The sequence below is a fragment of the Actinomadura sp. NPDC000929 genome (genome assembly GCF_040492065.1).
Taxonomy (GTDB): domain Bacteria; phylum Actinomycetota; class Actinomycetes; order Streptosporangiales; family Streptosporangiaceae; genus Spirillospora; species Spirillospora verrucosospora.
This window is the reverse complement of the sequence record NZ_JBEUPA010000216.1, coordinates 1-10,724: the sequence shown is the minus strand read 5'-3', so window position 1 is coordinate 10,724 and position 10,724 is coordinate 1. Positions and strand designations below refer to the sequence as shown.

Sequence of the window (10,724 nt, the reverse complement as noted above, 5' to 3'; positions counted from 1 at the left end):
CCCGATTCGGTGCGGCCGCGCCGGTGGCGCCCACCGAGCGGCCGTGAAGCGATCCATGGAGCGACGAGGCCGGTCGTCCGCCTGGCGGCCGGCGGGCTCGCGGTCGCCGCCGTCTTCGCCGTCCTCGCCGTCCTGGCGGGACCCGGCCTCGTCGCTCCATGGATCGCTTCACGGCCGCTCGGTGGGCGCCACCGGCGCGGCCGCACCGAATCGGGGGACACCAGTGAGCAAGCCGACAGAACCGAGTCACCTGACCGAACCGGCCCAGCTCCCGGCACGGACGGCCGAGGGCGTCCGGCACGCGCTGCCGGTGCTGATGTACCACTCGGTCGACCACTTCGATGAGGACCCGCACCTGGTGACGGTGTCGCCGGCGCGGTTCGGGCGGCAGATGGCCTGGATGCGGGCGCGCGGCCTGCGCGGCGTCGGCATGCGCGAGCTGCTGGACGCGCACGCCGCCGGACGGGCCCGCGGCCTGGTCGGGCTCACCTTCGACGACGGGTACGCCGACTTCGCGACCCGGGCCGTCCCGGCGCTGGTGCGGTACGGGTTCGGCGCGACGGTGTTCGTCGTGTCCGGGCGCATCGGCACCTACAACGCGTGGGACGACGGTCCGCGCAAACCGCTCATGACGGCCGAGCAGATCCGCGCCGTGGCCGACGTCGGGATGGAGGTCGCCTCGCACGGCCGCCACCACGTCTCGCTCCCCGAGACGGACGACACCGAGCTGCGCGAGGAGCTGGAGGAGAGCCGCGCCGTCCTGGAGGACCTCGTCGAGGCCCCGGTCACCGGCTTCGCCTACCCGTACGGGCACGCCACCGCCCGCGAGGTCGAGGCCGTGCGCGCCGCCGGCTACGACTACGCGTGCGACATCCGGCCCGAGGAGCCGGGACGGCACGCGCTGCCCCGCACCTATGTCGGCGACCGGGACGGCCCGCTGCGGCTGCGCGTCAAGCTCGTCCGCCACGAGCTGCGCCGGAGGAGCCGCGTGTGACCCGGGTCCTGCACGTCATCACCGGCCTCGACCACGGCGGCGCCGAACGCCAGCTCGCGCTGCTGCTGCGCCACCTGCCGGTGTCCTGCGAGGTCGCGACCCTCACCCGGGCCGGAGCCCTCGGCGCGGAGATCCGCCGCTCGGGCGTGCCCGTCCACGAGATCGGGATGCGCGGCAACCGGGACCTCGGGGCGCTGCCCCGGCTGGCCCGGCTGATCCGCCGCGGGCGGTACGACGTCGTCCACACCCATCTCTACCGGGCGTGCGTGTACGGCCGGATCGCCGCGCGCATGGCCGGGGCGCCCCGCGTCATCGCCACCGAGCACTCGCTCGGCGAAGGCCACATCGAGGGGCGGGCCACGACGCGCGGCGTCCGGGCCCTGTACCGGGCGACCGAGCGGCTCGGGTCCGCCACCGTCGCGGTGTCGCCCGCCGTCGCCGACCGGCTCCGCGCCTGGGGCGTGCGCCCCGGCCGGATCGTCGTGATCCCGAACGGCGTCGACGCCGCCGCGTTCGCGTTCGACCCGGCCCGCCGGGCCGCGACGCGCCGCCGCCTCGGGATCGGCCCGGACGAGCCCGTCGTCGGCGGCGTCGGGCGGCTCGTCCCGACCAAGCGGTTCGACCTGCTGGTCGAGGCGGTCGCGCGGCTGGACGGCGTCCGGCTGCTGCTCGTCGGCGCGGGCCCTGCGCGGGAGGCGCTCGCCCGGCTCGCGCGCGAGCGCGGCGCCGCCGGCCGCGTGGTCTTCGCCGGGGCCACCTCCGACGTCGCGGGCGCCCTCGCCGCCATGGACGTGCTCGCCGCGCCGTCCGTCCAGGAGACGTTCGGGCTCGGCGTCCTGGAGGGGCTGGCCGCCGGGCTGCCCGTCCGCTACACCGCCTGCCCCGCCCTCGACCACCTCCCGCCCGGCGACGCCCCGGACGCCCGCCGCCTGCCCTCCGACGCCGGGGTCTGGAGCGCCGAACTCGGGCGCGTCCTGCGCGAACCCCGCGACCGGACGCGGGTGGCGCCGGCCGTCGCCCGCTACGCCGTCGCCGAGCGGGCCGCCGAGCTCGCCCGGCTCTACCGCCCCGACCCGTTCGCCGGCGGGGCCGAACCGATACGAGAAAGGGCTCATGATGCAGCGACGTGACGCCAGGAGGAGGCCGCCGAGACCGCCGAGGACGGTGCGCCGGGCCGGCCGGTTCGGCCCGGCCGCCCGGCGCCTGCGCGGGCTGGTCACCGCGACGGCGCGGCGCTTCGGCCTGCCCATCGTGTTCGTGCTCGCCGGGTTCCTCGGCGGGCTCGGCTACGCCGTGTTCGCGCCCACCACCTACACCGCGACGGCGTACGTCCTGGTCGTGGACGCCGGGAAGGGCCAGTCCGGCCCGGCGGCGGTCAGCTTCGCGCAGGCGTTCGGGCGGCTCGCGCCGCTCCCGGAGACCCTCGCCTACTCCTCGCTCCCGCTGCCGGACGGGGAGAGCGGCTCCACCCGCGAACACATCCAGGCGTCCACCTCGCCGGACACGCCCCTGATCAAGCTCGCGGGCAGCGGCCGGACGGCCCGCGACGCCGCCGCGTACGCCAACGCCGCCGCGGACGCGCTCGTCCGGTACGGGACGTCCCACCGCTCCGACACCGGCGTCCGCGTCGCGCTGATGACGCTCGCCGAACCGCCCGCCGAGCCGTCGTCGCCGAACCTGCCGCTCGGCCTCGCCGTCGGCACCGCGTCGGGGATCCTGCTCGCCGGGCTCGCGGCCGCCGTCATGAGCGGCCGGCGCGGGCGGGCCGGGCGCCGGGAGCGGGGCCACGTCCCGTCGGCGGCGGGAGCGGGCGCCCTCGAAGAGAAGATCGCCGGTCCCGTCCCCACCGGACGGGTGGAGGTGGGCTCGTGACCGTGACCGCGCCCTCCCTGCTGACCGCGCCGCCCGGCGCCTCCACCGAGTGGTCGGCCGAGGTGCACCGGGACGAGCAGGCCCTCATCGCCCTGGCCGACGACCTGCGCGACCTCTACGAGCGCAGCCCGGCCGCGACGCCCTTCCAGTCCTACGAGTGGATCAAGTCGTGGTGGGGCTGGTACGGGACGCGCGGGCGGCTCCGCCTCGCCACCGTCCGGCGCCGCGGCAGGCTCGTCGCGGCGGCGCCGCTGGCGTCGTGCGTGCGGCACGGATTCCCGGTGCTCGTCCCGATCGCCGCGGACCAGAGCGACTTCACCGACGTCCTGCTCGACCCGGTCCACGCCGACGGCGCCGTCCGGCACCTCGCCCGGGCCCTGCTGGACGAACGCGGATGGTGCGCGCTCGACCTGCGCGAGGTGCGTCCCGGCTCGGCGGCGCACCTGGTGGCGGCGCAGTGGCCGCGCGGGACGTGGCGGACGCCGTCCTCGGTGTGCCTCGAACTGCCCGCCGGCGGCGGAGACCCCGGGACCGGCGCCGGGATCGACGCCGTCCTGGACCGGCTCCCGCGCCGCACCGCCGGGAAGATGCGCGCCAAGCTCCGCAAGATCGACGTGCGCGGCATCACGGCCGAGAGCGTCCCGGCGGACCAGGTCCCCGACGCCGTGCACGCGCTGCTCGACCTGCACGCCCGGCAGTGGCGCGGCCGACCGATCAACCCCGAGCACACCCGCGGGCGGTTCCGCCGCCACCTCGCCGAGGCGGCCGCCGGGATGGTCCGCGACGGGCGCGCCGCCGTCCTGCAGTACCGGTGGGACGGCCGGCTGGTCGCCAGCGACCTCGTCCTGATCGGGCACCGCCACGTCGGCGCCTACCTCTACGGGGCGCTGCCGGACCTGCGGTCCCGCGTGGACGTCTCGCTGATGATGCTGCGCGAGGACCTCGCCCTCGCCCGGGACCGGCGCCGCCAGGGCGTCAGCCTGCTGCGCGGGGACGAGCCGTACAAGCTGAAGTGGCGCCCGGCGGCCGTTCGGAACGAGCGGATCATCCTCGGGCGGACCGCGCCGGCCGCCGCCTACGCCGGCCTCGCCCGGACCCGCGCGTACCTGGCGGAGCGGCGGCGCGGGGGGCCGGGAGCGCACGCCGGCCCGTCCGGGAGCGCGTCCCCGCTGCTCCATGACTGACCCGCGGGACGGCACCCCGCTGCGGATCCTGCACGTCAGCCAGCCGAACGCGGGCGGGGTCGCCGTCTACGTCGGGCAGGCGGCGGGCGACCAGCGGCGGCGCGGCTGGGAGGTGGCGGTCGCCTGCCCGCCGGGCGGCGACCTGCCCGAGCGGTGCATGGCGGCGGGCGTGCCCTGGCTCAGGTGGGACGCCGGGCGCGCCCCCGGCCCCCGCACCCCGCTGGAGGCGCTCGGCCTCCGCCGCCTGGTGAAGGGCTTCGCCCCGGACGTCGTCCACCTGCACTCCTCGAAGGCGGGCCTGGCCGGGCGGCTGCTGGGCCGCCCGGCCGGCACGCCCACGATCTTCCAGCCGCACGGCTGGTCGTGGCTCGCCGCCACCGGGCGGACCGACACCCTCAGCCGCCTGTGGGAACGCGCCGGCGCCCGGTGGAGCGACGCCCTGGTCTGCGTCGGGACCGGCGAGCTGCGCGAGGGCGAGCGCGCGGGCGTGCGCGGGCCGTACCGGCTCGTCCGCAACGGCGTCGACCGCCGCCGGTTCGCGCCCGCCGACGCCGCCGCGCGCCTCGCCGCCCGCACCCGTCTCGGCCTGGAGGCCGCCGTGCCGCTCGCGGTGTGCATCGGGCGGCTGACCCGGCAGAAGGGGCAGGACGTTCTGGTCGCGGCCTGGCCGGGCGTCACCGCCCGCTGCCCGTCCGCCCAGCTCGCCATCGTCGGGGACGGCGAGGACCTGGACCGGCTGCGCCGCGAGCGCGTGGCCGGGATCCGGTTCGTCCCGGCCGTGGAGGACCCGCGCGACTGGCTCTCGGCGTCCAACCTCATCGTGCTGCCGTCCCGGTGGGAGGGGCTGCCGCTGACCGCGCTGGAGGCCCTCGCCACCGGCCGCCCCCTCGTGGGAACGGACATCCCGGGCATCACCGAGGTCGTCCGCCCGGGGCTGGGCGCGCTGGTGCCCGTCGAGGACCCCGCCGCGCTCGCCGAGGAGATGGCCGGGCGGCTGCTGTTCCCCGGGATCGCCGAGCGGGAGGGGCGCGCGGCGGTCGCCGCGTCCGCCGCCTACGACATCGGCAGGACGGCGGCGCTCCTCGCGGCCGTCACCCGCGACGTCGCCGGGCTCGGGGAGACCCCCGCGGAGGCCCTGGCGGACGCGCGGGCGGTGGCGGGCGGCCCCGACCACGGCGGCCTCGGCGTCACCGGTTTCGGCGGCCTGGGCGGCTTCGAAGGCGCCTTGACCGACGGCTTGGCGGAGGGCGGCGCGGGCGGGGCCGGCGCGGAGGGCGCCGGAACGGCCGATGCCGGGGCGGCCGGCGCGGATGTGGCCGGTGCGGATGTGGCCGGTGCGGACGCGGCAGGCGGGGAGGCGGCCGGTGCGGAGGCGGCGGGCGTCGGGGTGAACGGGCCCTTGCCCGGGGGCGGCGGGGCGGTCACGCCGCCGAACAGCTCCCGGTAGGCGGCGGACGAGCGGGGGTTCCCGCCGCCGCACGACCAGACCCCGTGCGGGCAGTAGTCCGTGATCGACTGGTAGACGACGTCGTGCGACATGATCCAGTCGTGCATTCCCCGTACATACGCGGGATTGTCGGAATTGCGAAACAGGCCCCACTCGGGAAACGAGAGGGGCTTGCCGTGCGCGGTCGCGAACTCCGCCTGCTCGCGCAACCCGTAGGGCTCGTCGACGAAATCCTGGAATGACTTTCCCTCGGGTTGGTCATAACTGTCGGAACCGATGATGTCGACGACGTCGTCACCCGGATAGCAGTCCGTCCACGGGATCGCGTCCGGGCCCCGCGTCGGCGCGAAATCGAAACGGAAGTGCGCGCCCCGCACCGCGCGCATGGTGCCGACGATCCTGCGCCAATAGGCCTTCCACGCGGTCGGATCCGGGGCGCACCGTCCGGCGTAGACCTCGCCGTTCATCTCCCAGCCGAGGACGATGACCGCGTCGCCGACGCCCAGGGAGACGAGCCGTTCGGCGAGCGTCCGGTAGTGGTCGTCGAACGTGCCGCGCATGCCGCCGCGCAGCAGCGAGGCCAGCACCGGAACCGGGATCCCCGCCTCGTTCGGCGCCATCATCGGGACGTTGAGCACGAGCATGCGCCGCTGGTCGGCGGCCTTCCAGTGCGCCCAGGCGGCCAGCATCGCCCGCGGCCCCTCGATCGCCTCCCAGTCGTCGCCCGGCAGGTAGGTGCGCCCGACCGTCACGGTCGAGCCGAGCCAGCGCTCGAAGCGGGCCACCCGGGCCACGCCCTCCGGGCCCGAACCCAGAAACGCCCCCAATGGCACGTGTGCCGCCCATCGGTGAATCGCCCGCGGCTGCTGCCACGTCACCAGTGCCGACGCCATGAGGGCGAACAACACCACGGATGCGGCCAGAATAGGAGGGAGCGGACACCAGAACGGCGACCTTTTTCGCCGGGGTTCGAACGGCCGTCCCGTCGAATGGATATCCGCAGCTCGCATGCGTATCGTATGCCCAAGGGAGCCCGTCGCGAAAAAGTCGGCGGGGTGGAAAATGTGAAAATTTACCGTGGGGAAGGGATGCCGGTGCGCCGCGATACGAGGGAATGGGCCTGAGGGGATGTTCTTCGACAGCCGGCCGCGGGCCGTCCAGCCCCGCAACGCGCGCCTCGACCCGGGCCTTCCCGTCCTGCTGCTGCGCACCGACCGCAACCTGTTCCACCACGGCACGCTGGCGGTGATCCGCAGCCTCGGCCGCGCCGGGGTCCCCGTGCACGCCCTCCTCGAAGGGCGCGGCAACCCCGCGTCCCGCTCCCGCTACCTGTTCCGCGGGCACCCCTGGGGGCCGCCCGCCGAACGCCCGGACGAACTGCTGGCCCACCTGCGGACCGTCGCCGAGCGGATCGGCCGCCCCGCCCTGCTCGTCCCGATGGACGACGCGGGAGCGATCTTCGTCGCCGAGCACGCGGACGGCCTGAGGCCCCACTTCGTCTTCCCCCGCCAGGACCCCGGCGTCCCCCGCGGCGTCGCCGACAAGGCCCGGCTGCTGGAGGCGTGCCACCGGCACGGCGTCCCCTGCCCGCCGAGCCTCACGCCCGAGTCGGCCGCCGACGTCGACGAGGCCGCCGCCGCGCTCGGCCTGCCGCTGATCGCCAAGTGGGCGCGGCCGTGGCGGATGCGCCCCGGGATGCGCAGCACCACGCTGGTGCCCACGCTCGGCGAGCTGCACCGGCTGTTCGCCGCCACCCGCGAGCGCGACCCGCACGGCGGCGCGGGCCCGCTCATCCTGCAGCGGCGCATCCCGCCCGCGGGCGGCGACTGGTTCTTCCAGGGCTACTTCGACGACGACGGCGACTGCCTGTTCGGCGGGACCGGCCGCAAGCACCTCGCGCACCCGCCGCAGGCCGGGCACACGGTCGCGGGGGAGTGGGTCGCCAGCCCCGAGCTCGAACGCCACGCGGTCCGGATCGTCCGGCTGCTCGGCTGCCGCGGCCTCGTCGACCTCGACTTCCGGTTCGACGCGGGCGCCGGCGTCCACCACCTGCTGGACTTCAACCCCCGCATCGGGGCGCAGTTCCGGCTGTTCACCGACCGCGACGGCCTCGACCTCGCGCGGGTCCTGCACCTGCACCAGTCGGGTCGGCCCGTCCCCGCCGCGCGGCCGGCGCCCGGCCGCCACCTGCTCGTGGAGAACCACTACCTCGCGCGGTCGGCCCGGCGTCCGCGCCACGGAACGCCCCCGGGTCCCGGAACACCGCGGCTTCCGCGGCTGCGCCCGCTGCGGGAGACCCTCCGCCCGCTGCGGGAGGCCGACGAGTTCGCCTGGTACGCGGGCGACGACCTGCCGCCCTTCCTCGCCATGGGGCGGCGCAGCGCGCTCCGCGCGGTCGAACGGCTCCGCACCAGGTAACACCACGCACACACGGGGGGAATCGAACATGAGCGACTCGGCCAGCGACGTCGTCATCGCCGGCGCCGGGCCCTACGGCCTGTCGACCGCGGCCTACCTGCAGAACCTCGGGCTGGACGTCCGGGTCATCGGCGAGCCGATGCGGTTCTGGGACGCGAACATGCCGCTCGGCATGTACCTCAAGTCCGAGCCGTTCGCCTCCAACCTCGGGGCGCCGCAGGCGGGCCTGCGGTTCACCGACCGCCATCCGGGCTGGCGGATCGGGCAGCCGATCCCGCTGGAGACGTTCGTCGAGTACGGGCGCTGGTTCGCCGCCGAAGCCGTCCCGGGCACCGAGGACGCGCAGGTCGTGAAGATCGAGCAGGGCGTCGCGGGCGGCTACCTCGTCACGCTGTCGTCGGGCGAGGCGATCGCGGCGCGCGCGGTCGTCGTCGCGGTCGGCGTCGGGCCGTTCGCGCACATCCCGGAGCAGCTGACGGGCATGCCGTCCTGGCTCGTCTCGCACAGCAGCGCCCACAGCGACCTCGGCCTGTTCGCGGGCAAGGAGGTCGCGGTCGTCGGCGCCGGGCAGTCCGCGCTGGAGACGGCGGTGCTGCTGGCCGACGCGGGGGCGCGGCCGCACCTGATCGCCCGGCGGCGCGTCCTCGACTGGAACACCGTCCCGGAGGAGCGCCGGTCGCCGCGCACCCTCCTGCGGGAGGGCCCGAGATCCGGGCTCGGCACCGGCTACCGGACGTGGCTGTGGGCGGAGCGGCCCGGGCTCGTCCGGTACCTGCCGGAGCGGACCCGGCGGCGGATCGTCCGCGAGACGCTCCCGCCGGCGGGCTCCTGGTGGCTGCGCGACCGGCTGGACGAGCGGATCCGCGTCTCGACGGGGCGCCTGCTCGCCAAGGCCGTCGAGCAGGACGACGGCGTCGCCCTCACCACCACCGACCACGAGGGGCGCCGCCTCGTCACGGAGGTCGAGCACGTCATCGCCGCGACCGGGTTCGTCCCCGACGTCGAGCGGCTCACCCTGCTCGCGCCCGAGCTGCGCGACCGGATCACGACCCGGCTCGGGGCGCCGGTGCTCAGCCGCGACTTCGAGGCGTCCACGTCCGGCCTCTACTTCGCCGGGCTCGCCGCCGCCCCCACCTTCGGGCCGGTCATGCGGTTCGTGCACGGCGCCGACTTCGCCGCCCGGCGGATCGCGCGCCACATCGTCCGGCGGACGCCGCGCGTGCGGGTGCCGGCGAGCCGACCGTCGGCCTTCCTGGAGCCGGGAACCTCCTCCCAGAGGTGAAGAATCCTCCTCCGAGCCGGCGGTGCGCCCCAGGGCGCCCGCCGGCTCCCGGCTCTCCGGGACCGGCCGGCCGTCACCCCCAGGGCGGCCGGGCCCGGCGGCGCGCGCGCTCGGCCCTGGCGACGGCCACGGACCACTGCAGGCGCGAGTAGAGCGTCCACGCGCCGCACCGGCCGCGCGCGGGCGCCGGGTCATGAGCGGTGGAAACGGCGGAGAGCATGATCAGGTCGGCGTCGGCGCGGGTGACGAACCGGCGGGTCTCGCGCCGGGGGCGCTGGGAGCGCGCGGGCAGCAGGCGCGCCATCGCGGACGAGGGATCGATCATCGCAGGCTCCTCGCTGGACGGCCGGTTGTGACCGCCCGCTCACTGAATGTAGCGCACCGATACCGTCCACCATGCTTCTCCCGGACGCCAGGCATGGGGGCGGCGCCTGACGGTCCCGCAAGGGCACCGAGGCTCCGGAGAAAGCCATGCGTCTCGACAAAAAGAAAGAGCCTGGCAAAAAGGGCGACAGGTACCGGGAAACCGGCCGAGATAAAAGCCAGATTAATGCCACGGTAAATGATGGGGAGACACGGCGGGAGACCGGCCAATGGCTCCTTGATCGGTGTTGCGGCGGTGCTACGTTCATGCCGTCCGGAACGACCGGGACCCGAAAACGACCTGGCCACGGCCATGGCGACGAGAGGAAGCGGCTGTGCACACCGAACCGATCCAGCGCGGGGCGAAGCGCCCGCAGGGTCGGCCGCGGCACGCCCTCCTCTCCGTTCTGGTCCGCCTGGTCGCCGTCGCGGGCTTCGCGTTCGCGGGATGGCTCACGCTCTCCGCGCTGACCCACTCCGCCTTCGCCGCCGAGCGGGCCGCACGCCCCGCCGCCGCCCCGGACGACCACGGTCTCCTCGACCAGACCCCGCGCGTCGCCAACCTGGACGGCGCGGCCGCCATCCGCCACCTCACCGCCGACCACGACCCCCAGGCCCGCAAGGGCCAGGCCGGTCAGGCCCGGCACGAGGGTCAGGCCCGCCACAACGGCGGCCACGCCGCCCACGGCGGCCAGGCCCGTCAAGGCGGGCTGGTCCGCGGCGGCGGGCAGGGGGCATCTCTCTCCGAGGCCGTTTCGGACTCCGCTCCCGGCGTTGGCCGTGGCTCTGGCCTCGGCTCTGTTTCCGGGGCCGTCCCGGGTGGTGTGCGGGAGATCGGAGAGCACCCCGTCCGGTACCTGCGGGCACGGCAGCAGGATGTGCTCGACGGCAAGGACCGGGCCGTCAGCCAGGTGCGTGACGTGGCCGGCGAGGCCGGGGTGCCGGGCGTGCGCGTGTCCGACCTCCTTCAGGAGCGTCCTGTCATCGGGGGGCTCGTCCACCGGGTGACGGACCAGCAGCCGCTGCTGGAGGACGGCGCACCGGCCGGCGCCCAGCAGGGGCCGAAGGCGCAGCGCGGCGTCGACCGGGCCCGGGACGAGGCGGCGCCCGCCGCCGCGTCGCACGCCAGGCCCGCGGCCGTCCCGGTCGCGGCGAGCGCGGGCG

General features: G+C 76.1%; 10 protein-coding genes and 1 pseudogene. 9 read left to right on the top strand and 2 right to left on the bottom strand.

All coding sequences use genetic code 11. The features are described 5' to 3' along the window. The first annotated feature begins 223 nt into the window (after nt 1–223). From ABWI04_RS39610 to ABWI04_RS39590, 5 genes are read left to right on the top strand one after another with little or no spacing between them, the layout of a single operon-like run. A complete protein-coding gene (locus tag ABWI04_RS39610) occupies nt 224–994 on the top strand; it encodes a polysaccharide deacetylase family protein (protein ID WP_353835609.1) in 771 nt (256 codons plus the stop codon). Next, the gene (locus tag ABWI04_RS39605; protein ID WP_345177978.1) at nt 991–2,124 is read left to right on the top strand and encodes a glycosyltransferase; all 1,134 of its coding nucleotides are present in this window, start codon (nt 991–993) and stop codon (nt 2,122–2,124) included. The genes ABWI04_RS39610 and ABWI04_RS39605 overlap by 4 nt, the downstream gene beginning before the upstream one ends. Continuing rightward, the gene (locus ABWI04_RS39600; RefSeq protein WP_353835608.1) at nt 2,108–2,866 is read left to right on the top strand and encodes a Wzz/FepE/Etk N-terminal domain-containing protein; all 759 of its coding nucleotides are present in this window, start codon (nt 2,108–2,110) and stop codon (nt 2,864–2,866) included. The genes ABWI04_RS39605 and ABWI04_RS39600 overlap by 17 nt, the downstream gene beginning before the upstream one ends. Then, complete coding sequence (locus tag ABWI04_RS39595) at nt 2,863–4,050, top strand: GNAT family N-acetyltransferase (RefSeq protein ID WP_353835606.1); 1,188 nt, start codon at nt 2,863–2,865, stop codon at nt 4,048–4,050. The genes ABWI04_RS39600 and ABWI04_RS39595 overlap by 4 nt, the downstream gene beginning before the upstream one ends. After that, the gene (locus ABWI04_RS39590; RefSeq protein WP_353835605.1) at nt 4,043–5,497 is read left to right on the top strand and encodes a glycosyltransferase; all 1,455 of its coding nucleotides are present in this window, start codon (nt 4,043–4,045) and stop codon (nt 5,495–5,497) included. The genes ABWI04_RS39595 and ABWI04_RS39590 overlap by 8 nt, the downstream gene beginning before the upstream one ends. A 287-nt stretch (nt 5,498–5,784) precedes the next feature. Here the strand turns inward: ABWI04_RS39590 and ABWI04_RS39585 are convergent. Then, nucleotides 5,785–5,964: pseudogene (locus ABWI04_RS39585) on the bottom strand (glycosyl hydrolase family 26); the annotation flags it as partial. Nucleotides 5,965–6,055: 91 nt separating this feature from the next. Between ABWI04_RS39585 and ABWI04_RS39580 the strand changes: the two are divergent. The 3 genes from ABWI04_RS39580 (at nt 6,056) to ABWI04_RS39570 (ending at nt 9,197) form a co-directional block, all read left to right on the top strand. Continuing rightward, nucleotides 6,056–6,232, top strand: a complete 177-nt coding sequence (locus tag ABWI04_RS39580) for a hypothetical protein (RefSeq protein WP_345177985.1) — start codon at nt 6,056–6,058, stop codon at nt 6,230–6,232. Nucleotides 6,233–6,625: 393 nt separating this feature from the next. Further along, nucleotides 6,626–7,915: a carboxylate--amine ligase gene (locus ABWI04_RS39575; RefSeq protein WP_345177987.1), complete on the top strand. Its 1,290-nt coding sequence runs from the start codon at nt 6,626–6,628 to the stop codon at nt 7,913–7,915. A 28-nt stretch (nt 7,916–7,943) separates the two neighbouring features. Continuing rightward, the gene (locus ABWI04_RS39570; protein WP_345177989.1) at nt 7,944–9,197 is read left to right on the top strand and encodes an NAD(P)-binding domain-containing protein; all 1,254 of its coding nucleotides are present in this window, start codon (nt 7,944–7,946) and stop codon (nt 9,195–9,197) included. Nucleotides 9,198–9,270: 73 nt separating this feature from the next. Here ABWI04_RS39570 and ABWI04_RS39565 read toward each other — a convergent pair whose 3' ends face one another. After that, nucleotides 9,271–9,522 carry a hypothetical protein gene (locus tag ABWI04_RS39565; protein WP_345177991.1) on the bottom strand — a complete coding sequence of 84 codons (252 nt, stop codon included), beginning with the start codon at nt 9,520–9,522 and terminating at the stop codon, nt 9,271–9,273. A gap of 373 nt (nt 9,523–9,895) precedes the next feature. Between ABWI04_RS39565 and ABWI04_RS39560 the strand changes: the two genes are divergently transcribed. After that, a partial coding sequence (locus tag ABWI04_RS39560; protein WP_353835604.1) for a hypothetical protein occupies nt 9,896–10,724 on the top strand: 829 nt, incomplete at its 3' end.

Excerpts from the sequence above, each read along its gene's own strand:
- ABWI04_RS39565 (WP_345177991.1), bottom strand. The coding sequence starts at position 9,522 with ATGATCGATCCCTCGTCCGCGATGGCGCGCCTGCTGCCCGCGCGCTCC.
- ABWI04_RS39575 (WP_345177987.1), top strand. The coding sequence starts at position 6,626 with ATGTTCTTCGACAGCCGGCCGCGGGCCGTCCAGCCCCGCAACGCGCGC.
- ABWI04_RS39600 (WP_353835608.1), top strand. The coding sequence starts at position 2,108 with ATGATGCAGCGACGTGACGCCAGGAGGAGGCCGCCGAGACCGCCGAGG.
- ABWI04_RS39570 (WP_345177989.1), top strand. The coding sequence starts at position 7,944 with ATGAGCGACTCGGCCAGCGACGTCGTCATCGCCGGCGCCGGGCCCTAC.
- ABWI04_RS39590 (WP_353835605.1), top strand. The coding sequence starts at position 4,043 with ATGACTGACCCGCGGGACGGCACCCCGCTGCGGATCCTGCACGTCAGC.
- ABWI04_RS39580 (WP_345177985.1), top strand. The coding sequence starts at position 6,056 with ATGCCGCCGCGCAGCAGCGAGGCCAGCACCGGAACCGGGATCCCCGCC.